The sequence below is a fragment of the Aquibacillus sediminis genome (assembly GCF_005870085.1).
Classification (GTDB): domain Bacteria; phylum Bacillota; class Bacilli; order Bacillales; family Amphibacillaceae; genus Aquibacillus_E; species Aquibacillus_E sediminis.
Genome location: NZ_SZNM01000007.1, coordinates 42,433 through 67,878 on the forward strand (window position 1 = coordinate 42,433; position 25,446 = coordinate 67,878).

Consider the following 25,446-nt stretch of genomic DNA (forward strand, 5'->3'; position numbering starts at 1 on the left):
ATGAGGAGGGGCTACCATTGAAAAAGACTTTGAAACATCTTGACAGAATTGAAGAGTATATCCTTATTATCACCTTTCCGTTAATGTTATTATTTGTATTTTCAGCCACAGTTTTTCGTTATTTTGAACTAGGTTCTTTGACATGGGCCGATGAAGCATCTAGATATCTTATGATATGGCTCGCATTTGCTGGTATAGGATTGGGCTTTAAGAAAAACGCTCATTTAGGAATAAGTTTCTTTATAAATAGATTACCTAGGTTAGGGCAAAAAGTTTTTTATTATATACGTGCTATAATTATCATACTTTTTGGAGGGTTGGTAACGCACTTCACATTTTTATTAATAATGAGCCAAATAAATAATGGTCAACTTTCACCAGCATTAGGAATTCCTATGTGGCTAGTTTACTTAGCAGTTTTATTTGGTTCGGTTATGATGATTATAAGGACATTGCAGCTTGTTATTATAAGTACAAGGGTCGATGATTATAAAGATAATCAAAGAGAGGAGGAAGTTATATGATCACACTAATCTTATTACTAACCTTGGGAATTTTATTGCTATTAAATGTTCCAATTGCTGTAAGTCTTGGGTTGGCTACCTTCTCTGCAGTCATTTTTAGTGACCTATCTATCCCTTTGACAGTTATTCCACAAAAAATGTTTACATCAGTAGATTCTTTCCCTTTTATGGCTATTCCGTTCTTTATGCTAGCGGGAGCAATTATGCAAGCTGGTGGAATATCACGACGATTAATAGATTTTGCAAAAGCATTAGTCGGCTTTTTGCCTGGAGGGCTTGGAATTATTACAGTTTTTTCATCCGGCTTTTTTGGTGCAATATCAGGATCAAATGCAGCTACAGTAGCAGCAATTGGTAAAATAATGATTCCTTCAATGGAGAAAGAAAGATATCCCAAAGATTATGCAAGTGCAGTTGTAGCATCTGCGGGCACACTAGGTGTTGTAGTGCCTCCAAGTGTTCCAATGATAACTTATGGTGTTATAAGTGGTGTTTCTATTGGTACATTGTTTTTAGCGGGTATTATTCCAGCAATTCTTATGGGGATCGCTTTAACTATAACAATAGTTTATTTTGCAAGAAAATATAATTGGCCAAAGGAAAGATTATCTTTACAACAATTAGGTAAATCATTTGTCGATGCAATTTTAGCGCTGTTGATGCCAATCATTGTATTGGGAGGCATATATGGAGGTGTGTTTACACCAACTGAAGCAGCTGCAGTTGCGTGTGTTTATGCATTGATTATTACGTTATTAGTGTATAGAGAAATAAAAATTAGAGATCTTTACAAAATTGCAACGGAGGCGGGGCAATCCACAGCAATTGTTTTCTTTATTATCGCGACTTCAAGTGCTTTTTCCTGGCTGCTAACTTCTGAGCGTATACCTGATACTATTGCTTCTGCGATTTTAAGTATTTCAGATAATACTATCATAATTCTATTGGCAATAAATTTAATGTTACTGATCTTTGGTATATTTCTTGAAACAAATGCGGTTATTTTACTTGTAACGCCAATATTACTACCAATAGCAGCACAAATTGGTTTAGATCCATTGGTGCTTGGAATTATCATGATTGTGAATACGTCAATTGGTATGATTACCCCCCCTATGGCTTTGAATATTGTAATCGCATCAGGAATGGGGCATGTATCCATAGAAGATATTAGTAAAAAAATTATTCCATTCTTTATTATGTTGATATTAGTAGTATTGGTAATAACTTATATCCCAGAAACAGTAACATACTTCCCTAACTTACTTGGAAAAAATTAAGTGGTTATAATGTTAAATATTATTAAAAAATTAAATGTTCAAAATGTTTTTGTTGGTATAGCTGCAGCATTTTTGGCTTGTACTGGTCCAGTCATATTTGTCATTGATGCTGCAAATTCAATAGGTTTAACTAAAATAGAATTAGTGTCGTGGGTAACTTCTATTTATTTTTTTGGTGGCTTAGCAAGTTTAATTTTAACCATTTATTGTAAAATACCTTTAATAGGTGCCCATTCATTAGGGGCGGTAGCATTTATTGGAACTTCTTCCTTTGAATATTCATTACCGGAGTTAGTAGGTGGCTATGTTGTATCTGGTTTACTAATAATTGTTGTAGGTATTACGGGGCTCTTTGATAAATTGATAATCCCATTACCTACTCCTCTAGTTAATGGAATGTTAGCAGGGTTAATTATGAACTATGTAATTGAAGTTATACCTGCAATAAAGGCTCAACCAGTAATTGGTCTAAGTGCGATATTAGGCTTTTTTTTAACCCCGCTTTTATCTCCTAAAATTCCCAGGTTTGTGGGGTCATTATTTTTGGGCACGGCATCGCTATTTTTTGCAGATATACAAGTAAATACTGGAGAAATAAAGTTAATTATTCCCGAAATGGTAGCTCCAAGTTTTTCATTTGTAGGTATAGTTTCTTTATCGATTCCAATTTTATTTATAATACTAAGTAACGATACTGCAGTTGCTATATCTTCATTGAGGGAAAATGGTTTCATACCTCCTGTCTCTATGACAATAATAGTTTCTGGAATCTTCACTACAATTGCAGGTTTCTTTGGAGGACATGCAGCTGGAATAGGAGGGATGACTACTGCATTGTGTAGTAGTCAAGATGCGGGACCAAAAATCAAACGCTATTTGGCAGCAATAGTAGGAAGTTTATTAATAATGTTATTTGGACTATTTTCATGGTTAGCTATTCCGTTAATACAATCATTGCCTAGTTCTTATATCTCAATAATTGCTGGATTTTCCCTACTTAGTCTATTGACTTCAATTATGCATTCAACATTTGGGAGTGACCAATTCTATTATTCCTCAATATTTACATTCATAATTGCAATGTCAGACATATCTATATTTCAAATATCTTCGGCAGTGTGGGCGTTATTAATTGGAGTAATAACATCAAAAGTACTTAAAGAGAATGAACGTAGTAAATATTGAATTGCATCTTTTATGATTTTTTTGGCTCAATTGTACTAGTGTTGGTAAAAAAATTTGCTTCATGGCTCATGACAAAATATTTGATAGCCGGGGTATCTAACTTATAGGCGTTATCTAGATTTGTGTAATGTTTTGTAATGGGACAAGAGGGGTTTGTTCCAACAAGTCTAAGATAACCTTGGCGAATTATATATTTGTGATAAAAAATTCACAGCACAATTTGATATTGTATTCGAACATAGTCAATAAGGAGATGTATTGTATTCACATAGCAGATAATCACCCTAATATTAAGAGGGATCCTATCATATTTGTCTTGGATCATATGGCAATATTCTTTTTGAAGACCTAAAGTTTTTCTTAAATTTAATGTGGTGCCTGTGGTTACCATTGTGTATTTTGTCAACTTTAATATTTTGCAGTTAGTGATACAGGCACTCCTTAAAGATAATCTGGCCTACATCCTTATTTTTTCTTTACTTTCCGAGCAGCCTGTTGTAAAGGATCCCACACGCTATTATATGGGGGAGCATACGACAAGTCTAAATCAAGCAACTCATCCATTGTCATGGAATGGTATAAGGCTGTTGCTAGAACATCAATTCTTTTGTCTGCTCCTGCTGTACCGATTATTTGTCCGCCAAGGATTTGATTGGTTTCGGAATGATAAACGAGTTTGATTGTCATCTTGTCTTCCTTTGAATAATAGCCGGCAACATCTGTTGAACGAATTGTTATTGTGTCGTAAGGAAAATGTAATTTTTTAGCTTCTCTTTCTGACAGCCCTGTTCGAGCTAAGGTTAGGTCAAAAAATTTTAACACGGATGTACCTAATATTCCTTTAAAGGTCTTCGGTTGGTTAATCATATTAAGACCTGCAATCACACCTTGTTTGTTGGCGTGTGTTCCTAATGGTATGTGGTCATCCAGTTGCTTGATCCGGTGGTATTGTGTAGCGCAGTCACCAGCAGCATAGATATCTTCCATATTTGTTTGCATGTACGGATTAACTTGAATAACGCCTCGATTATTTGTCGCAATGCCACTGTTTTCTAGAAAAGCAGTGTTCGGATTTACACCAATTGCTATCAGGACAAGGTCAGTGGAATATTCGTTTTTATCTGTTATAACTTGCTGTACGTGGCTTTCGCCTTTAAAAGCAGTAACAGATTCTCCAACACAAATCTCAACCCCTTGTTTTTCAGCCTCTTCATGGATCAGCTTGGCCATGTCTTGGTCAAAGATCGTGGCAACCTGATTATCGCGCTGGATAAGTCGAACCTTTTTGCCTAGTTCAGCAAAACTTTCCGCCATTTCAAGGCCAATATATCCGCCACCGATGATGGTTACGTTTTGAACGCTTTCGTCTAGATAATCGATAATCGCTTTTGTATCAGGAATGGTCTTTAAAGGAAAAATACCTGGCAAATCAATTCCGTCCCAGTTTGGAATAATTGGGTCCACACCTGTTGCGATTAGCAGTCGGTCATAACTGAATTCAAAAGGTTCGTTTGTCTTTACATTTGTTCCACTTACCGTTTTATTTTTGGGATCTACGGCAGTTACTTCATGCTGAATTTTTGTGTCAATCCCATATTTCTCTTGAAACGTTTCGGGTGTTCGAGCAATCAATTTGTCAGTGGATTCAATTTTACCACTGACAACATAGGGAAGACCGCATTGACCATAAGAGTACGTGCTTCCTCTTTCCAAGGTAATGATTTCATGGTCTGAGCTGTTACGGACGATTTGCATCGCCGCACTCATCCCTGCTGCATCTCCACCAATAATGACATATCTCATTGGATCACCTCGATTAGCTATTGTGTTTATATTCTACAGTATCAGTTAAATGGCTGATTTTAAAACTGTTGGGGCTGTGTTTTTTTTATTAATCTGTACACGAGGGGGGTTCAAATTAGCAATATTGAAAAAATTAGGAAAGAATTATGAAACGAGAATATTAGATAACGAGGACTGCGTAGCAAAATAAGGAGATAAATAGCAAAGTAGTCATTTTGCTCATCTCTAACAGAAAAAGTAACCGGCTTGCCCCTCGACCAAAGGAAAAGATAGGTTGCTTATTCTATTTACTTATCTAAATTTGGTCAGCTACCCCTCATGCGACATGTAGTTACACCTTCCAAAGTGTAACTGCACTCTGGAACTTTTTTAGCTGTTGTTGCTTTTAGTGAAACAATCTAAGAAACAAGATTTTTCGGGCCGAGCCAGGCACCTGCCTTTCTAAATAATAGTTTTTGTATTAATCTGTAATAGATTGAATATTTCTATAAATTAGAAGGTTTGGAGTGGTTTTTTGTCTAGTGTTAAATCGGCGATGATCATCGGCGGGGGAATTGGAGGACTTGTGACTGCGCTTAAGCTACATCGTGACGGTGTGTCAGTGCGAGTCTTTGAGAGTGTAGAAACAATTAAAGCACTTGGAGTTGGGATAAACCTCTTGCCTCATGCGGTAAGAGTGTTGACGGAACTTGGATTGGCAGAAGAACTAGAGAATACTGGTTTGCCTACTGCAGAGCTTATTTATGTCAATAAATTTGGCCAACAGATTTGGCAAGAAGATAGAGGGGTGAACGCTGGCTATCGTTGGCCGCAGTATTCCATTCATCGTGGACGGCTACAAATGATGTTACTGCGTGCAGTGAAGGATAGGTTAGGAGAAGATGCAGTGTGTACAGGTCACCACCTACATACATTTGAACAAACTGGTGACGATGTTGTGGCCCATTTTATTAATAAAAAAACAGGTGAACAGATTGGTTCTTATCAAGCAGATATTATGATTGCAGCGGATGGTATACATTCTGTTGTTCGTAACTTCTACTATCCGAATGAAGGCTTGCCAAAATATAGCGGTCGAATCCTGTGGCGTGGGATTACTGAATCCACACCATTTTTAACAGGGAAATCAATGATCATGGCTGGTTATCAAGATAAGAAATTTGTTGCTTATCCAGTATGTCCGACCGCAGCGGAGAAAGGGAAAGCACTGGTGAATTGGATTGCTGAACTAACGGTGGATGAGATGCCATCCCGTACGGATTGGAATAAAAAAATCGATAAGGGAAAATTTGCATCAGAATTTGAGGAATGGGATTTTGGTTGGCTGAACGTCCCGGAGCTGATCGAGGAAACGGAAGCAGTGTATGAGTTTCCAATGGTTGATCGAGATCCACTTCCGCAATGGACATTTGGTCGCGTCACGTTACTTGGGGATGCCGCACACCCGATGTATCCAATAGGTTCAAACGGTGCCTCGCAAGCTATCTTAGACGCAGAAGCAATTGGTACAGCTATTATGGAACAAGCAAGTGCAGAATCGGCATTGAAAACTTATGAACATGTTAGATTAAAACCAACAGCCAATATTGTCTACATGAACCGGGAAAATGGACCAGAAGTTGTTATGCAGATTGTCGAAGAACGCTCACCTAATGGATTTAACAATCTAGAGGATGTCATATCGCACCAAGAACTGATAGATATTGCCAATAAATATAAAAAGATAGCCGGGTTTGACCGTGACACATTGAATAAAAAATAGGAGTATTGCTATGGTTGAACATATTGTATTACTTAAATTTTCAAATGAAACAACAATTGAACAAAAGCAAGAATTGATTAACCGAACTTTACGTTTAAAAGAAATGATTCCAGGGATTATAGATTTGCAGCAAGGATTTAATTTTTCGAATAGAAGTCAAGGGTATGAAATCGGGTTAACAATCCGTTTTAAGGACAGAACATCGTTAGAACAGTATGGTTCACATCCTGCACACCAAGAAATTAAAGCTTATCTGCAAGAAATTGGTTTGGAAGACAGTATATTTGTTGATTTTGATTTAAGATAAGAGAGATGGTTAAAAGCTGTACCTGGTACTTTTTGTAGAGTCTTTAAATCCACAAAAAGCTCGTATTCTATTAATGTTAGCATTAACAGAAACAGATGACCCAGAAGAGATCCAAGCATTTTTTGATGAGTATTAAGAGATAACTAATAAAAGTGGGGAGCCTTTCGAGGTTCTCTGCTTTTTTTCTGCCTACGAAAAGTAATGTTTGGTTCGATTGTCGAAGTTGGTTGATTTGTTGCAGGGAATACTGAAGAGATATAAGGTGTTATAGCCATCAGGGACACCTATCTACTGATCTGATAATTTCATTAATTACAAAAAAGCTTTAATAATTATAAAACCTATTAAACCATTAATAGGTTTATTAATATGAAAAGTGTAGATAGTGATAGGGAAAAATGATAGCGTTTTTCTGTATAGGAATTTCACCCTGGAATGGAGAGATGGATATGGATACATTGCGTGATCAAGCTTTACAAATGCACAGAGAGAATCAAGGGAAGTTAGAAACGAAAGCAAAGGTTTCTGTTAAAAATCCTTATGACTTAAGTCTTGCTTATTCACCAGGGGTAGCGGAACCTTGTAAGGAAATTCATGAAAACCGACAGAACGTTTATGAATATACCATGAAAGGAAATACGGTGGGTGTTGTAACCGATGGATCTGCTGTTCTCGGGCTTGGAGATATTGGTCCTGAAGCTGCGATGCCTGTGATGGAAGGGAAGGCAGTCCTGTTTAAAAGTTTCGCAGGTATTGATGCGTTTCCTGTATGTTTAAATACAAATGATGTAGATGAAATCGTAGAAACGGTTAAGCGCCTTGAACCGACCTTTGGTGGGGTGAATTTAGAGGATATTTCCGCTCCAAGATGTTTTGAAATTGAAGAACGCTTAAAAAAGGAAACAAATATCCCAATTTTTCACGATGATCAACATGGTACAGCGATCGTCACGGTTGCTGGTCTAGTAAATGCCTTAAAGCTTACCAATAAGAGAATAGAAGATATAAAAGTAGTCATTAATGGTGCTGGTGCAGCCGGTGTTGCCATTGTGCACTTACTAAATAGTTTCGGTGTAAATGATATCGTATTATGCGATTCAAAAGGTGCGATTTATCAAGGACGTTCACATGGAATGAACCCTGTCAAAGAAAAGATAGCGACAATGACCAATTCTAAGCATCACCAAGGATCATTAGAGGATGTCATTGTTGATGCGGATGTATTTATAGGTGTGTCCGTTGCAGGTGCGCTTACAAAAGAGATGATTAAAACGATGAAAAAAGATGCGATTATTTTTGCTATGGCGAATCCAATTCCTGAGATTATGCCAGAAGATGCAAAAGAAGCTGGTGCACGTGTGATTGGAACAGGTCGTTCAGATTTTTCGAATCAAGTAAACAATGTACTTGCTTTTCCTGGCATTTTCCGAGGTGCATTAGGTGTGCAGTCTACACATATTAACGAAGAGATGAAAAAAGCTGCCGTCCTTGCGATTGCGTCGCTTATCTCCGAAACAGAGTTATCTGAGGATTATGTTATTCCTTCCCCATTTGATGAACGAGTAGCGACTGCAGTTGCGCAGGCTGTTGCGAATGCGGCAATAGAATCGGGCGTGTCTAGAAAAGCTGTTGTAACTAATTAAGGTTAGAAATAAGGAGACAAGAAAAGGTCGGCTGTGTACGGTAGCAGTCGACTTTTTTTTGATCCATAAATGCTACATACAGGATTCCATGAAATTTTGTTATAATCCTTGGTAGGGAATGAGGGTGATAGTTTTGAAAAGGCCATTTAAATTAATTACTATAATTACATTGTTCGGGTGTATCGTTGTTTTGGTCTCCCTTTTGATCACAGATTTATTAATTAGTAACACAACGAGTGATAGGATCAGAGCGAATCAGGAAGAGAAGGCGCAAATTGTATCAAGGACGGTTGCAGAATCTCAAATTGTAAAAGAAAGCTTATTAAAAGAAGAAAAAGCAGGAGCGGTTCAAAAATATGCACAAGAAATCCAAACGATAACAGATATGATGTTTGTCGTTGTCATGGATATGGAAGGAATTCGATTTACCCATCCTAATCCTACTCAAATTGGAAAGCAGTTTGCTGGCGGAGATGAAATTGAGGTTTTACAAGGGGAAGAGTATGTATCAACATCTGAAGGGACACTAGGAGATTCCTTAAGAGCATTTACTCCTATCTATGATCATGATGGAAACCAAATTGGAGCGGTTGCGGTTGGAATATCATTAAAAAATGTTGAGCTTGCCCTTTCGCAAAGCCATCGTAATATTATCGAAGGAAGTTTACTCGGTATTCTAGTAGGTATCATCGGAGCACTATTACTAGCTAAATATATTAAAAGAATGTTATTTGGCTTAGAGCCGTATCAAATTTCTAAGCTTCTAGAAGAGAGAAGTACGATGTTACAATCCGTTCATGAAGGAATTTTAGCTGTCGATGAGAATCTAAACATTACATTAGTAAACAAATCCGCCCTTCAATTATTTAAAAAAGCAGGATTGTCTGATCAACCGATCGGGATGAAAATAACAGACTTTATGCCAAATACGAAATTAGACCGTGTGATTGAAACGGGCGAATCAGAGCGAGATGAAGAACAGTCATTAAATGGCATTTCGATATTAACGAATCGAGAACCATTAATCGTCAACAATCAGATTGTCGGGGCCATCGCTACGTTTAGAGATAAAACGGAAGTGAATCAGTTGGCGAAACAATTAACAGGTATTCGCACTTATGTCGAGGCGTTACGTGCACAGTCACATGAATTTATGAATCGGCTTCATGTTATACTTGGTATGGTGCAAATGGAAGCGTATGATGAATTAGTACCGTTTATCCGAAAGATTATTGACCATAACAACCATGAAGCGTCCTTGATCACGAAAACAATCAAGGAGCCAGTTCTAGCCGGTTTTCTCATGGGGAAAATGAGTTATGCAAGAGAAAGAAAAGTAACCTTTCATCTATCGAACGATACATCGATTGCAAAAGCATTTCCGTTAGAAATAAGTCAAGAGCTTATTACCATTATTGGTAACTTAGTTGATAATGCGATTGAAGCCCTTGCAACTAGTAAGGAAAAGAAAATCGTTTTACAATTAAAAGAAAGTGACGAAAGGTTATACATCAGCGTATCTGATACAGGCTCAGGTATTAACGAAGAAAATCTAAAGAAAGTTTTTGAAAAAGGTTTTTCCACAAAGGGAGCTAACAGAGGTTTTGGCCTTTATTTAATGAAGCAAAGTATTGACAAATTAAAGGGGGAGTTGAAAGTGTCCACCAATTCAAATGGTACGACTTTTAACGTGGTGCTTGACTATGCTTCCATGAGAGATGGGATAGAAAATGATTAAAGTGTTAATCGTAGAAGACGACCCAATGGTAGCTGAATTTAATAAGCGCTATCTTAGCAAGATAGACGGGTACCAGTTTGTCGACATTGCTTATTCAGTAGAAGAAGCAATTCCGATGATGGAGGAAAAAGACATACAATTAGTTTTATTAGATGTGTATATGCCAGGTCAAAATGGTCTCGAATTGTTAACGACGATTAGAGAAAAAGGATTAACGATCGATGTCATTTTGATCACTGCTGCAACAGATACAGATAATATCCAATCCGCCTTACATTATGGGGCAATTGATTATCTAATCAAGCCGTTCGAGTTTATACGTTTTCAACAAGCACTGATGCGGTATAAAGAAAAATTTGAAATCTTGCATAAACGAGAAAGTCTGAACCAAGAAGAATTAGATCAGAAATTATTACATTCGGAGCAAATAAAGAATATAGAAAAGAAAACTTTGCCAAAAGGATTAACAAAAAGTACGTTGTGCGTTATTATCGACACCATAAAAAAAGTGAAATCATTTTCTACTGATGAAATTGCAGACTACACGACCATATCCAGGGTTTCGGTACGTAAATACCTTATGTTTCTTGTGGAGATAGAGGTATTAGAAGAAACACTTACTTATGGGATCGGTAGACCTGTATATCAATATTCCCTAAAGGGAAATATGGACATTTTAGAAGCATATTTACAATGATGACTCAGGAGCGACATGCTCTTGAGTCATTTTTTTTTTGGCTTGAGGGTGTTTACGTGTAACCGATCGTGATTTCTATCAACTACAATGGTTAAAAGCAACTTACACGAAAAGTCTATTCATAATAAAAGAAACCGTTTACTTTCATTAATTACAAAAAAACTTCATTAATTTAATAAACTTTAAAGTGTGTTAATGATCCTCTAAGATTAAGTTATAGTTGAAAACGATTACAACACGAGGTGATATATTATGAAAAAAAGAAATTTACGAGATGAATCCATTGACCTTCATCGTAACCATTCAGGTAAGATCGAGATTTTAAGTAAAGTAAGTGTAGATAGTGAGGATGATTTAAGTCTGGTTTATACACCTGGGGTTGCAGATGTGTGTAAGGCAATCGTAGATAATGAAAACGAAGCGGACACGCTAACCGCAAGAGGGAATACGGTAGCTGTTGTGACAGACGGTACGGCTGTTTTAGGTCTAGGTGATATTGGACCAAAGGCAGCGATACCGGTAATGGAAGGGAAAAGTATTCTCTTTAAAAATTTTGCAAATGTAGATGCAGTTCCACTTAGTTTAAATACAAAAAGTGTGGATGAAATTGTAACGATTATTAAAGCGCTTGAACCAAGCTTTAGCGGAATAAATCTAGAAGATATTGCAGCGCCTAGATGTTTTGAAATTGAAGAACGATTAAAAAAAGAGTTAAACATTCCAGTTTTTCATGATGATCAACATGGAACGGCAATTGTTGTACTAGCAGCATTATATAACGCATTAAGAGTCGTAAATAAAGTGCATAAAAACGTGAAAATTGTCATTAACGGTGCAGGCGCAGCAGGGATTTCGATTGCCAAGCTTTTATTACATGCTGGTTTCAAGGTTATATCATTAGTTAGTCTTGAAGGTGTTGTATGTAAAGGGGAAGCATGGTTAAATCCTGCACAAGCAAAAATATCAGAACAAACGAATTTAACGGGAATCACAGGAACATTGGATGATGCGATTCATGATGCAGATGTATTTATTGGGGTATCGGCACCTGGAGTAATGAAGCCTCGTCATATTCAAGCAATGAACAATGATCCTATCGTGCTAGCAATGGCTAATCCAATACCAGAGATTTATCCAGAGGAAGCATCAAAAGCAGGTGCAGCAGTAGTTGGTACTGGTAGATCGGACTATCCAAATCAAGTAAACAATCTACTTGCATTTCCAGGAATTTTCCGAGGTGCGATCGATGCAAAGGCAAAGGATATCACGATGGAAATGAAAGTTGCCGCTGCAAAGGCAATAGCAAATGTTATTACAGAAAAAGAACTAGATCCAACGTATATTATTCCAAATGCGCTTGATAAACGAGTAGCAAAACTTGTCGCAAAAGCAGTGAGAGTAACAGCATTGCAACAGAATAGCAATACTAGTTCGGTTTCTTAAGATATTTATTTAAGGGGATGAGGAGGAATATAGTATGTCAGAATTAGCAAAAGATTATTCAGTGGAGACGGAAGTGAAAAGCGATGCAAAGGTGCAACAACTTCACCCAAATAAGGGTCTTCAAATTTTTAACATACCGATTGTTTGGTTTGGGGTTTTTGCAGCAATTACTCTTATAAGTATGTATACTGGTAATCTTCCTGGGGGGATGATTGGTAGTTTACTAGTGATGATTGTACTTGGTGAATTATTTGGTTGGGTAGGCGACCGGTTACCTATTGTAAAATCATTCCTTGGTGGAGGAGCTATTATCGCAATTTTTGGCGCCGCTTACATGGTGTATAGTGGGCTTCTGCCTGAAACGATTACAACATCGATGACGGACTTTATGAGATCTGGGGGCTTTTTAAACTTTTATATTGCAGCATTAATTACAGGTAGTATTTTAGGGATGAATTCCAAAATACTAGTAAAAGTAGGACTACGTTACTTCCTTCCAATTGGTGGCGCGATCATAGGGGCAATTGCGCTAACTGGATTGATTGGTTTACTTGTTGGGTTCACGCTACAAGAAGCTGTATTAGTTATCGCGATGCCGATTATGGGCGGTGGAATGGGTGCAGGTGCTGTTCCTATGAGTCAAGTTTATTCTGAGTTACTTGGGAATGAACCTAGCTACTATATTTCGATGCTCGTACCAGCCTTAGCACTAGGAAACGTATTTGCGATTGTATTGGCTAGTCTATTAGATCGCTTGGGTAAAAAATTCCCGTCCTTAACTGGAAATGGTCAATTAATTCAAGGATTTAACTATGAAAAACCAAAGTTGAACTATGACATTCAAAAAATGGGTGCAGGTCTACTTGCTGCATTAACATTCTTTACAGTTGGATCGCTTTTAGGGGCTGTGATTCCACTACATCCGTACGCATTTATGATTATTCTTGTAGCAGCTGCTAAAATTACAAGTATTATTCCTGAATCCGTTACAGATGGGGCGAGTCAATGGTATCAGTTCGTAGCTAAAAACTGGACATTTGCATTACTATTTGGAATTGGAGTTGCTTACACAGACTTAGGTACTGTTCTTGAAGCACTCACCCTTCAATATATATTAACGGTATTCGGTGTCGTGTTCGGTGCAATTATTGGTGCGGGGTTATTAGGAAAACTTGTAGGCTTTTATCCGATCGAATCCGCGATTACAGCTGGATTGTGCATGGCAAATATGGGTGGTACAGGAGATGTTGCTGTACTATCAGCGTCTAAACGAATGGAACTTATGCCATTTGCACAAATCTCTTCTCGTTTAGGTGGAGCGTTAATTCTATTACTCGCAGGTCTTTTGATTCCGTTATTTGTATAGAAGTAGTCGGAAGCAATAGATAAAAAATATTGATACAATAGGAAAGATAGAAACCTAAGTTTAGGTACTTGGTACTCTTCATGGACACCTGTCCAGGGATCGTACCAGGTACCTTTTATTTTTTAATCTGTTGTGCTGTGTTTTTAAGATTTATTTGAAGCTTATTGTTACACGAGGTGTTATGCAGTGTAGATATCAATACTTGAAATGGATCAAAGAAGCAATAGAATATTCCTATTTAGCTTACCGTAATGAGTTATTGATAATACTTTTGTTTTAATAGGAAACAGTAGTATAATAGATTTGTAACTACATAGTGTGGTAGGCGGTTGACCACTTCCCAACTGAAGGGAGGTGGTATCATGACGACATATGAAGCAATAACTGTAGCACTGCAATCTAACTTAGTTTTGGTAGCGGTTATTACAGTAGTGATTATGATCGTCTCAAACAGAAAAAAGTAACCGACCTGCCCCAGACCAAAGGATAGGAGGTTACTTTTTTCTAATCACTTATCAAAATTTGGTCAGCCGCTCTTCATGCGGCATGTAGTTACACCTGACAGAGTGTAACTGCACTCTGTCATTTTTTATTATATTAATATTATATCTAACTATACCTATAGTTGCAATATTTTTACATTTTAATGTGGTATCTGTTGCTTTTAGTTGTTCAAAGAGAGTGTTTTTAGCAGGAGACAGTTTTTACATACGTGACGTGAAACAATCTGAGAAACAAGATTTTTCGGGGCGTGCCAGGCACCTTTCTAGTAGTTTAAAAATAGACAAATCATTTGTAAATGACATTACTTCTAAAGGAGAAACCCTTGTAAAAACGATTATTGATATGGGGGTATAATTTGGATTACGAAATTATTGCTGAAGGGATCGAAACAGAAGAACAAGTTGAATTCCTAAAAGCAAATAAATGTGGTATCGGCCAAGGGTACTATTATAGTAAAGCATTACCTGCAGAAGTATTTTTTGAATTATATAATCAGAAGTTTATTCGGTTTAAAAAGTAGGAAGCATGGGACGGATGGTTCTTGTTCTTCTTTTCTTGTTGGGGCCATCAACCGAAATGTGTCGGAGTTTTCAGATGGAATAAACATGAGAGTTAGTCATTAAAAAGCAACTACAAGCGGATGGGCTGTTGGACTCACTGTAAGAATAGGGGATGTACCAATCATCGCAACTGTCACCAATAAAAACAACCGCCTCTCTACGACCAGCTGTGTAAGGCGGTTGTTTATTATTACTGTTAAATACCTCTACTGGTTAGCCGCTTTTCATGTGGCATTCAGTTACATTGACCAAGTGTTAGCGATTAGGAGCTGGTCTCAGTCACCACCCGATATTTTCCTACTATTATATAAATCACTTAAAACACTTCAAAAAACGACGATAAGGACATTTGCTTAAGGTTGTATCATCGTCTCGCAAAAGTATTGCCTCCATTCGTAGTTATCTGCTTCACCGTAGCTATTTAAATCGGGATGTGCCCCAATAGAATCATAATTTTTTAGTCGATTTTCTAATACGCGCTTTGATTCTTTCTGCCCGTGATTGGGAACTATTAAAAGCTTGCAAGACCCACCTCGGCGTGATGGCAAGCATCATTGTTTCAAAATGTCTGCTCTGCCGATTTTTATGCATTGGAGTTGCACAATACATGAAATATCTTTTCTCCTGGAAGCAATATTCCCGAATTGGATCATGTGGATTCGTTGGTAAAACCTTAGGCCATTTAGCATCATCAACAGTCGTTAGTGCACTGACTTGTTGCCAAATAATTGTTCATAATCTTCAACTGTATAGGTATTTTTCATAGTGTCTGGAAGTTGATAAAAAATAATTAATGAGGTATAGTCCCCGAATTCCTTTGATTGTTCTGTAAAGTCCTTAAGTATAGCAGCTAGTTGCCCAACCGTTGCATCTTCTCTTGGATCACCAACAAATCCATAGCGTAGTTGATTCATGGAAAAGCCTATGGTCGCTGGAATACAAGGGAATGGCTTGTCTTTCTCGGTCATTTTTATTTCGATTTTTTCTAGCATAGCTCTTTCCCATTTATTTAATTTACTTCTGTTAGTGGGATTGTCTTGAAATAAAACAGAAATTCGAATCACCTCCAACTCCCTATACTGTATTCAGTCATATGGTCTAGGGGTGATTTTCTTTAGGAAAATGGGCGGTTTTTAGGTGTGTGCCACCGCCCTTCCTCCATCAAATTGTCTTAAGAAAGACTGGTGTACCCACCTGTGAAGAGCGCATTACCAATTTATAATGGTTTAGTCCATATAATTAAATCTCATGTAATAAATCAAAAAAAACCAAAAGTAAAATAGTGGATATAAGACAGTCTAGTTCTTTGAGAACTCTATTAAATAGGTACTTTTATACAGAAATTCCAATTATTTTTATTAGATTCGTACTTAAACGCTTTATCGCTCTAGAATCGGATTAGTTGTTATGCTACTAGCTGCAACCGTTGCGATTGTCAAATCTTTAAATTTACCGCCATTATTACATGTCATGTTTGGTGGGGCATTTTTTCTTAATACGATATACCCTTAATGGACTAATTTATGAAAGGATACTTATAGAATTTTGTCTTCTTTTACTCTTTTTTGTTTCGTTAATCATAATTTTCCAATCCGTGTTAATCCTTATTATCATTCCTTGTCTATTTTGTATGAAAGTCCTTGTTCTTGTTTTATACGAGGGATCAAGTGGTTGAAAGTGTTAGGAACGACTTAGATACAATATCCAATCACTTCTTTTTAGTCAAACTAATTTTGATGTAAATAGTGTTTATATTACCAGCTTCAAACTAGCTATACTATATTTTAACTTAGTCCGAATTTAAAAGTTGTAATTTTATAACAAAAATAATTTGTTAAATATTCTGACAAAAGTGTAGAGGAATTACTAGTGACAAACTAGAATATTGTTAACAGTTAATAATTACGCTTTAGCCAAAATTAAATATTTTGTGGTTGAGTCACAATAAAGGCCCTTAAACTTGTGTATGGTAAACAAAAGGAATAAGGAACAATTGTATTCTATTTTATCTGAATTTTGGTAAAATTAAGATAAATAATATTTTAGGAGTGAAACAAATGGTGAATATTATTAACAAAGATTCCAAATTAGCAGTAATTGCAATTGATCTTCATCGTGGACACTTAGACCCGGAGGTTGCTACTATGCCACTTCCCGCGGAACAATCGGACGTGGTTATAGAAGCGAATAAACGCTTCTTCGGTGAATGTAGAAATCTCAATATCCCTATTATTCATGTCTTAACACTTTATCGTAATAAAGAAGAGATTCTTTCTAATCCAGCTTGGAGATTTAAAAGTGAAGATCCGAATGCAACAAGAAATAATGTTGCAAATCATAATTTAATAGGTATGCCAGGTACAGAAATCATTCCTGAATTACTGAAGGAAGGAGATCATGTAGTAGATACGAAGAAGAGGTATAATTGCTTCCGCTCTACAGACTTAGAGTTTCTATTACATTCGTTAGAAGTAGATACAATTCTACTCACAGGTGTCAATACAAATAGTTGTGTTTTAGCCACAACCGTGGATGGAAGTGTAAAGGATTTTAATGCGATTGTAATAGAGGATTGTGTCGACACAATGGATGGAGAGGAACTTCATGAAGCAGCATTAAAGGTGATATCTACTGCATTTGGATGGGTAAGAAGTTCCTCAGAAGTGATTGAATTGGTTAAATCTTTACAAAAAGGAAGCGGAAAAAATGAATATAGACATGCATAGTCACTTTATTCCAGAAAAATTTATTAAAGAAATTAAAAAAGCGAATAGTCCCTTTCAGGCGGATCTAGTTACAAAGGGCGGTAAGCCATTTATCCAACACGAACAAGGTTACATTTACCCTTATTTAGACTCGTTTTATGATGAGGGAGTTAAACTTCGAGAAATGAATGAAAAAGAAATTGGTGTGACAGTTTTATCTACTGCACCACCTTTGTTTTATTATTGGGCAGATAAAGACGTCGCACATTATGCAGCACAATTGGTTAATGATGAGGTTGCTAGTTTTGTTAAGAAGAATCCAACTCGTTTTCGCGCAATGGCTACTGTTCCAATGAATGATGTCGAACTTGCTTGCCAAGAATTGGATCGAGTTGTGAGGGAATATGGCATCAAGGCAGTAGAGATTGGTTCTCATATTGAAGGAAAGCTACTTACTGATAAGGAATACTACCCATTCTTTAAGAAAGCGGAGGAACTGGGAGTGATGGTGTTTATCCACCCTTACTACATTGGCAGTAAGAATAACCTTGAAAAGTATTATTTAACTAATTTAATAGGAAATCCATTAGATACCTCTGTAACCATTGCTCATATGATTTTTTCTGGCTTCACGCAACGCTTTCCATTTTTAAACGTATGTTTCGCGCATGGAGGAGGTTATATTCCTTATCAAATTGGTCGACTTGAACACGGCTATAAAGTAAGAGAAGAACCCAAAGCTGATGGATTAAAACAATCACCTACAGAGGTGTTAAAGAAATTTTACTTTGATTCCATTACTTTTAATAAACAGTCCCTAGAGTTTTTGGTTGATTTAGTAGGTTCTGAAAAAGTACTAATGGGAAGTGATTACCCATTTGATATGGGAGATCCCCAACCTGTTCAGACAATTCATTCATTAGGAATTGAAGTTAGTGATAAGAATAAAATTCTCAGCCAAAATGTTCAAGATCTATTAGATATTAAAACAAGACCGATGACTCCAGGGAAATAGCAGAATATTGAGTCCGAGATACATGAAAATATAAGTCATATGGAGGTATTACATTGTTAAAAGTGACCTGTATTCAACCAAAAGCCGAAGATATGGTGAACTATTCGTCCATGGTAAAAAAAGTTTTAGAAATGATTGATGACACTTGTCAAAGAGATATAGATTTAATTGTTATTCCTGAATGTGTTTTTCCGGCTTATTATTTAGGCGGTGACGATGTAAGCTTGGTAGAAGCTTTCACTGCTTCTGAAAAGTTTTTAGCGGAAGTAGCTAATCGTGCAAGATTAAATGCTACGTTTATTGCTATTGGAGTAGCTGAAAAGGTGGAAGACAACATTTACAACAGCTGCTTGCTATTTGATCGAAGTGGAATTGAAGTTGCTAAAGCTAATAAGATAAATATGTGGCATTTTGATTCGAATTATTTCACACCAGGTGAGGGTTACTGCCTGGTTGATACAGAGATTGGTAAATTAGGCCTTATTGTATGTGCAGACGGGAGAGTGCCTGAGATTATTAGATGTCTCGTGTTAGATGGCGCAGAAATTATTGTGGATGTTGCCAACTTAACTTCAACAGGGCAAGATGCAAAAACTCTTACCAATGCCCAATGCGCATATATGCTAGAAGCAAGAGCCCTAGAAAATAAGGTATGGTTTATCATGGCTGACAAGTGCGGTCTGGAATCAGGAACAATCTTAAATGCAGGCAGAAGCTGTGTCATTAACCCTGATGGGGAAACCATTGTAGAAGCATCTCCCCACAAAGAAGAAATCATTTATGCAGAAATTGAGCCTGAGAACATCAGTGATAAACTTCTACTTCATAGATTTCATTTAGACAATAGAAGACCAGAACTATACCAAACATTAACCGAACCTATCACGCAAAATCATTTCAACGACTTCAGCGATCAACAAGTAACTCCTAAAGACATGGTACTGCAAGGAAGTGTAGCACCTTTTGGATATAACTCGGAAGAAGAATATCTTGAAAAGGCAATTCGCTATATCGAGATGCTAGAAGACCAGTTTGCAGAATTGGTTGTTTTACCAGAGTATACATTATCAACTATCCAAAATATTTCAACATGGGTTGGCAAAATACAAGATGCAACTATCAACCCTAAGACAGTAGTTGTTTTAACAGCTACTATAGAAAATGAATCTATTAATAAGACTAGCTATTTAATAACTAAAAATGAACTGTTAGGAACCTATAACAAGACCCATATCGAGCAGCAAGAGTCTGGTCTAACAAATGGAAATGAATTACCTGTATTTCCTACTCCAAAGGGGAACATCGGTATTATTCATGGTATGGAAGGATTCTTACCAGAAGTGCCTAGAGTTCTTACGTTAAAAGGTGCGGATTTAATTATTTGGATCAATGATTTTCCATTGGAATTACAGGTGAAAATCGCTAGAACTCGAGCAGCTGAAAACCGTATTTATGTAGCAACAATGAATCCATTAGACAAACCATCTGACTCTTCTAGTATGATTATTGACCCTAATGGTGTTGTTGTTGCATCTACTTTAATTGATACAGAACAAGCAACTGCAGCTCTACTACCTCTATTTTTAAGTCGTTGTAAAACAGTTGTTCCAGGAACGGATGTTGTGTTTGACCGGACACCGACTATGTACAAAAGTCTAACCAAGACCAAAGTAAATGAGGTGAGCAAATAACATGGTAAAAATAACGAAAAAAAATGAAGTGGTAGAAAAGTTTATAAATCAGGATTATAAGCTGTTTGTAGATGGAGAATATATTTCGGCGGCTTCAGGAAAAACGTTTGAGGTTTTGAACCCTACTACCACAGAAAAAATTGCAGAAGTGGAGGAAGGTGATGGGAAGGATATATCTTATGCAATTGATCGGGCGAAAAAGGCTTTCCCTGTCTGGGCAAATTACTCTAAAGAAGAACGAGCAGTTGTCTTAGAAAAAATGGGACAGAATTTTCGGGATAATCTTGGTGAGTTGGCACAACTAGAATCTCTACAGACAGGCCGTCCGATAAGAGAAATGAAATCCCAGCTTGCTAGATTACCAGAGTGGTTTACTTATTTTGCTAGTGTTTTAAGAACGCATGAAGAACAGGTAAGGCCATTTAGCGGTCCTTATCTTGCATACTCTGAACGGTTTCCTTTGGGGGTTGTTGGATTAATCACTCCGTGGAACCATCCGCTATTAATATTAACGAAAAAATTAGTACCAGCATTAGCAGGTGGTAATAGTTTAGTTGTCAAGCCATCTGAACTAGCACCTCTAAGTGTCTTGAAAATTGGCCAAATCGCTAAAGAAGCAGGAGTACCAGATGGTGTGCTAAATATTGTTCCAGGATTTGGTGCAACTGCAGGTGCAGCTCTCTGCAAAGATACTAGAATAGCGAAAATAGACGTAACAGGTGGAACAGAAACGGGGAGAATCATAGCGCAGCAAGCGGGTTATAATTTAACCAAAATTAGCTGCGAGTTAGGAGGAAAGGCGTCCAGTCTGTTTTTTGAAGATGTAGATGTAGACAGTGCGGTCAATAACGCAGCGTTTGCAGCATTTATCGCTACAGGTCAAACGTGTGTACAAGGTGCAAGGCTCTTAGTACACGAAAGTTTATATGAAGAATTTGTTGGAAAATTAGCAGAAAAGGTTAAAAACATAAAAATTGGTGATCCATTAGAAATAGAAACACAAATGGGACCACTTATCTCACTAAAACAACTAGAGTTAACTGAAAAATATGTGAGGATAGGTTTGCAAGAAGGTGCTAGATTAGTATCTGGTGGAGCTAAACCTAGTACTCCTGAAAAAGGGTATTATTTTGAACCTACTATTTTTGCTGATGTAAAAAATGATATGCGTATTGCTCAAGAAGAAATCTTTGGTCCAATCACTACGGTAATCCCTTTTAAAACAGAAGAGGAAGCCATTCGTTTAGCAAATTCAACTGAATTTGGATTGGCGATGAGTGTATGGACAAATGATATAAAACGAGCACATCGTGTAACAAATCAACTAGAGTGTGGTATTGCTTGGATTAATGACCACCATAGAGTTGATCCAGGTGCACCATGGGGCGGTATTAAGTTAAGTGGTATTGGTAAAGAAAATGGTATTACGGCTTACTTAGCCTATACGAATGAAAAAACTGTCATCGTAAACAAAGACGATAATAGCTTTGATTGGTACGACTCTTCAGAGATTAAAAGGTATAGCTAATAGTAATATTTAGTCTAGTAATGGTTAAAGGAGGGATATATGTGATCAATCGTGAGGCTACTAATGATATCGAATTAAACCAAGCTCCCATTGCAACTGGAAATAAAAATTTTTTGCTATCGGGTCTGCTTTGGATCGATAAATGGATTTTAAGAGCTTTTGAAAGATTGGTGTTAGCAGTAAGCTTGCTTAGCCTTTCGATCATTGTTTTTTCAATTGTTATTACTCGGTACTTTTTTGACTACGCACCACCATGGTCAGATGAATTACCCCGCTACATTATGGTTTGGTTAACTTTCATTGGCATGAGTTATTGTGTTAGAAAAGGTGAGCATGTTGTGGTGGATATTCTATTCGCAAGAATGAAAGGGAAGTTCAAAAAATATTACTTTAGTTTCACCTTATTAGTATGTACCGTGTTTTCAGGGATTTTAACTTATTATGGTTGGAATTTAACGTTAAAGATGTTTGAGATTAACCAGCAGTCCGTGTCTTTAGGAATTCCGATGGCCTATATCTATCTAGCTATACCAGTAGGTTGTTTCTTGATGGCCAAAAACTTCCTACATCTATTAATTGTTAATATATTTGGTAAAGAGGTAGTTACAAAATTGAATGAAGGGGGTGAGGATGAATGACAGCAACATTAATTCCATTAGCATTACTATTTTTACTACTGGCATTTCCAGTTTTTCTTTCAATACTCATTCCTAGTTTCATCGCTCTAGACATCCATTTCCCTATGCAAAATATTGATGTTTTAATTCAACAAATGTTTGGCGGAGTTAACACTTATTCTCTACTAGCAATTCCATTTTTTATGTTTGCTGCTGATGTCATTTCTAGAGGACAGATTGGGAAAAGACTAATCGAAGTAGCAAACACACTTGTTGGCTTTTTACCTGGTGGCCTTGCAATGGCAACCGTAGTAACATGTATTTTCTTTGGAGCAATTTCTGGTGCAGGTTCAGCAGCAGTCGTAGCAATTGGAGGAATTGTCTATCCTATCATGATAGAAAAAGGTTATGGTTCTAAGTTCACTGTTGGGTTAATTCTTGCATCAAGTAGTTTAGCGATGTTAATTCCTCCGGGGATTGGGATGATCTTGTATTCTACTATTTATCCTGCTTCATCAATAAAGGATATGTTTGCAGCAGGTATTCTTCTTGGTCTAATTACAGGAGGAGTATTCATGACCTACAGCTGTTACTACGCAATAAAAAATAATATTCCAAGAGATAAATTTGTAGGTTTTGGGAATTTATTTAAAGCTTTGTTACAAGCTGGTTGGGCTCTAGGTTTACCAGTAATTATTTTGTTAGGTATCTATCTTGGTATTACGACTGTTACAGAAGCTGCTGCAATTGCAGTCATATACGCATTATTTGTGGAAATGGTTGTATACCGAGAGTTATCTATACGAGATCTATATAAAACAACTATTCGCTCAGGGACCCTGATTGCTATGTTACTTGTATTGATTTCCGCTGGAAAAGCAATCTCTTACCTAATGACAATGGGTGGGTTACCTCAATTAATTAGTCAACTCTTAGGTGATTACTCTACTCTAGTAATTTTACTATTAATTAATTTTGTATTCTTAATCGTTGGTATGTTTATTGATCCGAACTCTGCCATTATAATAATGACACCACTAGTTGCGCCAATCGCGACAACTATGGGCATTGACCCAGTTCATTTAGGAATGATTATTGTGTTCAATTTATCCATTGGTATGATTACACCACCATTTGGTTTAAATTTGTTTATAGCACAAGGTGCATTTAAGATCCCTTATGCAAAAATCATACCAGGTACTATTCCTTTTATCCTTTGTACAATTGGAGTGTTAATTGTAATCAACTTAGCACCTGGTGTTATCATGTGGTTACCAAATCTATTGAACTAATTTTTCGACATGGGGGGGGAATGAATGTATGTACTAATAGAAGAGATTATGAAACTAGACTCTTTTAGTGGTAGCAAAGTGGTAGCTGGTGAGAATGGTCTTGATCGAAAAATAACATCCGTTACTGTTTCGGAATTACCAGATGCACCTGAATGGCTAGTCGGCGGAGAATTGGTGATGACTACAGGATATTATATGAAAGAAAATGGCGATCACCAAGTGAAATGGTTGAAGCAACTAATAGAAAAAGGGGCTTCTGCATTAGCGATTAAACCAGGAAGATTTATTGGTTCTATTAGCCAAGATCTAATGGATGTTGCTTCCGAGTATAGATTTCCACTAATAGAGTTACCTCTGACTTGCTTTTGGTCAGACTTAATCAAAGATACAACCGAATTAATTCAAAACAGCCAAAACTATATTATCAAAAAAACAGAAGAAATTCACAAGCAATTAACAGACATTGTATTGCAAGGAAAAGGAATTCAGGAAATAGCTGATACGTTAAGTTATTTAGTGAAAAGTCCTATCGTGGTGGAAGATTTCATGTTTAAAACAATGGCCGTCTCCGAAGATAAACAATCGTCTGACTATATGAATAAATTTATAGAATATCGACAATCAGAGGATTTTAAAAATTGGTTTAAGCGGAAAAATGAAGTGAAAGATATTATTAATTTTCGTGAAAATAAGATCATTACGATTAATATTAATTATGAAGGAAAAGAAATGTATTCACAGATTACTTTTCCAATTATTGCAAATCATGTTCTATATGGGTTCATCTCCCTTATCTCTAAGGATAAAAAGATTAATGAAGTTGATAAGGTTGCTTTAGAACACGGGTCTACTACCATTGCTCTAGATATGATGAAAAATAGGATTACACTAGACTATGAGCGTAGAATGAGAAATCTCTTTTTAAATGAATTGATTGACGGGAATGTCGATAAGGCAATTGCTTCTTACCGGAAATGGGGTTTTGTCGATAGTGAAATTTTTCAACCAACCATTATGGTGATTTTTAACCTAACCAATTTAAAGCAGTTTTGGATGGATAAAGCAAATGAGAATTTTTTCATAGAACATGAGGAAGAGAAAACATTTCAATTAATCAAAAGCTGTTATATGAGAAATGATCATAATGTCTTTGTAAACATCAATGAGAATATCTGTACAGTAATCTATCATTACTCCCAAGGCCTTTCTAATAAAGCTGCAACCAATGAGGTGAAAAGACTTACATTGAAAGTTATTGGAGAGTTAGAACAAAGATTCAATAGAAAAGATTTTTTTGCAGGGATTGGAGATCCAAGTGAAGATATTCAAGATATCCAAAAAATTTACAGTACAGCTAAAACATCTTTAGAATTAGGAAGGAAATTTTTACAAGGGAAAAAAGTAGCCGTTTATGATGAATTGGGTGTAATAAGGCTATTATCCTTAGTGAAAAATCATCGTGAACTAGAAAAATATTGCAGTGATTTGATAGGCGAACTCATGCAACATGACTTTTCAAATGATGATTCGATGTGTGAAACGTTGGATATTTACTTAAAAACGAACTGTAATATTAAAGAAAGTGCAAAATTGTTAAATATTCATTCCAATACCTTATCATATCGTTTAAAAAAAATAAAAGCGATACTCCAAAAGGATCTCAATGATTCACAAGTAAGGTTAAATCTTCAACTCGCTTTAACTGTAAAGAATCTTTTCCTGGTGAACACTAATCTAGGAAAAAGAAAGGAATTGCAATTTAATTTATCAGAAAATTAAAAGGAGT

Annotated in this window: 21 protein-coding genes and 2 pseudogenes; 20 read left to right on the forward strand and 3 right to left on the reverse strand. The window is 36.6% G+C overall.

Annotated elements, in window-relative coordinates; genetic code table 11:
- Positions 1 to 17 precede the first annotated feature (17 nt).
- The 3 genes from FCI53_RS09250 to FCI53_RS09260 are packed head-to-tail and all read left to right on the forward strand — an operon-like array spanning position 18 to position 2,989.
- Entirely contained in the window at positions 18 to 524 is a 507-nt protein-coding gene (locus FCI53_RS09250; protein ID WP_138418108.1) for a TRAP transporter small permease, read from the forward strand.
- On the forward strand, positions 521 to 1,804 hold the full coding sequence (locus tag FCI53_RS09255) for a TRAP transporter large permease (protein ID WP_138418110.1): 1,284 nt from the start codon (positions 521 to 523) through the stop codon (positions 1,802 to 1,804). Before FCI53_RS09250 ends, FCI53_RS09255 begins: the two co-directional genes overlap by 4 nt.
- A gap of 9 nt (positions 1,805 to 1,813) precedes the next feature.
- On the forward strand, positions 1,814 to 2,989 hold the full coding sequence (locus FCI53_RS09260) for a benzoate/H(+) symporter BenE family transporter (RefSeq protein WP_138418112.1): 1,176 nt from the start codon (positions 1,814 to 1,816) through the stop codon (positions 2,987 to 2,989).
- Positions 2,990 to 3,454: 465 nt separating this feature from the next.
- Here the strand turns inward: FCI53_RS09260 and FCI53_RS09265 are convergent, their stop codons facing one another.
- A complete protein-coding gene (locus tag FCI53_RS09265; RefSeq protein WP_138418113.1) occupies positions 3,455 to 4,792 on the reverse strand; it encodes a CoA-disulfide reductase in 1,338 nt (445 codons plus the stop codon).
- A gap of 514 nt (positions 4,793 to 5,306) precedes the next feature.
- Between FCI53_RS09265 and FCI53_RS09270 the strand changes: the two genes are divergently transcribed.
- The 10 genes and pseudogenes from FCI53_RS09270 to FCI53_RS21830 all read left to right on the forward strand — a co-directional run bounded on the left by FCI53_RS09270 (position 5,307) and on the right by FCI53_RS21830 (position 14,772).
- Positions 5,307 to 6,554: a flavin-dependent oxidoreductase gene (locus tag FCI53_RS09270; protein WP_210238488.1), complete on the forward strand. Its 1,248-nt coding sequence runs from the start codon at positions 5,307 to 5,309 to the stop codon at positions 6,552 to 6,554.
- A gap of 10 nt (positions 6,555 to 6,564) precedes the next feature.
- On the forward strand, positions 6,565 to 6,861 hold the full coding sequence (locus FCI53_RS09275) for a Dabb family protein (RefSeq protein WP_138418115.1): 297 nt from the start codon (positions 6,565 to 6,567) through the stop codon (positions 6,859 to 6,861).
- 37 nt (positions 6,862 to 6,898) lie between these two features.
- Positions 6,899 to 6,997 (forward strand): annotated as a pseudogene (locus tag FCI53_RS21820) (hypothetical protein); the annotation flags it as partial.
- Between the two features lie 313 nt (positions 6,998 to 7,310).
- Positions 7,311 to 8,504 carry an NADP-dependent malic enzyme gene (gene ystJ / locus FCI53_RS09280; RefSeq protein ID WP_138418117.1) on the forward strand — a complete coding sequence of 398 codons (1,194 nt, stop codon included), beginning with the start codon at positions 7,311 to 7,313 and terminating at the stop codon, positions 8,502 to 8,504.
- Between the two features lie 118 nt (positions 8,505 to 8,622).
- On the forward strand, positions 8,623 to 10,242 hold the full coding sequence (dcuS, locus tag FCI53_RS09285; protein WP_138418119.1) for a DcuS/MalK family sensor histidine kinase: 1,620 nt from the start codon (positions 8,623 to 8,625) through the stop codon (positions 10,240 to 10,242).
- Positions 10,235 to 10,939: a response regulator gene (locus FCI53_RS09290; RefSeq protein WP_138418121.1), complete on the forward strand. Its 705-nt coding sequence runs from the start codon at positions 10,235 to 10,237 to the stop codon at positions 10,937 to 10,939. Before dcuS ends, FCI53_RS09290 begins: the two co-directional genes overlap by 8 nt.
- Positions 10,940 to 11,191: 252 nt before the next feature.
- Positions 11,192 to 12,382, forward strand: a complete 1,191-nt coding sequence (locus tag FCI53_RS09295; protein WP_138418123.1) for an NAD(P)-dependent malic enzyme — start codon at positions 11,192 to 11,194, stop codon at positions 12,380 to 12,382.
- A 34-nt stretch (positions 12,383 to 12,416) separates the two neighbouring features.
- A complete protein-coding gene (locus tag FCI53_RS09300; RefSeq protein ID WP_138418125.1) occupies positions 12,417 to 13,748 on the forward strand; it encodes a 2-hydroxycarboxylate transporter family protein in 1,332 nt (443 codons plus the stop codon).
- Between the two features lie 362 nt (positions 13,749 to 14,110).
- Positions 14,111 to 14,212, forward strand: a complete 102-nt coding sequence (locus FCI53_RS21825; RefSeq protein WP_246050063.1) for a putative holin-like toxin — start codon at positions 14,111 to 14,113, stop codon at positions 14,210 to 14,212.
- Positions 14,213 to 14,607: 395 nt separating this feature from the next.
- A complete protein-coding gene (locus tag FCI53_RS21830; protein ID WP_246050064.1) occupies positions 14,608 to 14,772 on the forward strand; it encodes an EAL domain-containing protein in 165 nt (54 codons plus the stop codon).
- A gap of 393 nt (positions 14,773 to 15,165) precedes the next feature.
- Here FCI53_RS21830 and FCI53_RS21835 read toward each other — a convergent pair whose 3' ends face one another.
- The gene (locus FCI53_RS21835; RefSeq protein ID WP_246050069.1) at positions 15,166 to 15,324 is read right to left on the reverse strand and encodes a YqcI/YcgG family protein; all 159 of its coding nucleotides are present in this window, start codon (positions 15,322 to 15,324) and stop codon (positions 15,166 to 15,168) included.
- A pseudogene (locus tag FCI53_RS22205) lies at positions 15,260 to 15,804 on the reverse strand (YqcI/YcgG family protein). Before FCI53_RS22205 ends, FCI53_RS21835 begins: the two are co-directional and overlap by 65 nt.
- A gap of 1,065 nt (positions 15,805 to 16,869) precedes the next feature.
- Between FCI53_RS22205 and FCI53_RS09315 the strand changes: the two are divergent.
- The 7 genes from FCI53_RS09315 (at position 16,870) to FCI53_RS09345 (ending at position 25,439) form a co-directional block, all read left to right on the forward strand.
- A complete protein-coding gene (locus FCI53_RS09315; protein WP_210238489.1) occupies positions 16,870 to 17,538 on the forward strand; it encodes a cysteine hydrolase family protein in 669 nt (222 codons plus the stop codon).
- Complete coding sequence (locus FCI53_RS09320) at positions 17,519 to 18,532, forward strand: amidohydrolase family protein (RefSeq protein ID WP_138418127.1); 1,014 nt, start codon at positions 17,519 to 17,521, stop codon at positions 18,530 to 18,532. Before FCI53_RS09315 ends, FCI53_RS09320 begins: the two co-directional genes overlap by 20 nt.
- Positions 18,533 to 18,594: 62 nt before the next feature.
- Positions 18,595 to 20,223, forward strand: coding sequence for a carbon-nitrogen hydrolase family protein (locus FCI53_RS09325; protein ID WP_246050071.1), 1,629 nt, complete (start codon positions 18,595 to 18,597; stop codon positions 20,221 to 20,223).
- Position 20,224: 1 nt separating this feature from the next.
- Complete coding sequence (locus FCI53_RS09330) at positions 20,225 to 21,751, forward strand: aldehyde dehydrogenase (protein ID WP_138418131.1); 1,527 nt, start codon at positions 20,225 to 20,227, stop codon at positions 21,749 to 21,751.
- 41 nt (positions 21,752 to 21,792) lie between these two features.
- Positions 21,793 to 22,389 carry a TRAP transporter small permease gene (locus FCI53_RS09335; protein ID WP_171038121.1) on the forward strand — a complete coding sequence of 199 codons (597 nt, stop codon included), beginning with the start codon at positions 21,793 to 21,795 and terminating at the stop codon, positions 22,387 to 22,389.
- Positions 22,386 to 23,660, forward strand: coding sequence for a TRAP transporter large permease (locus FCI53_RS09340; protein ID WP_138418134.1), 1,275 nt, complete (start codon positions 22,386 to 22,388; stop codon positions 23,658 to 23,660). The genes FCI53_RS09335 and FCI53_RS09340 overlap by 4 nt, the downstream gene beginning before the upstream one ends.
- A gap of 24 nt (positions 23,661 to 23,684) precedes the next feature.
- The gene (locus FCI53_RS09345) at positions 23,685 to 25,439 is read left to right on the forward strand and encodes a PucR family transcriptional regulator (protein WP_138418136.1); all 1,755 of its coding nucleotides are present in this window, start codon (positions 23,685 to 23,687) and stop codon (positions 25,437 to 25,439) included.
- The last annotated feature ends 7 nt before the right edge of the window (positions 25,440 to 25,446 follow it).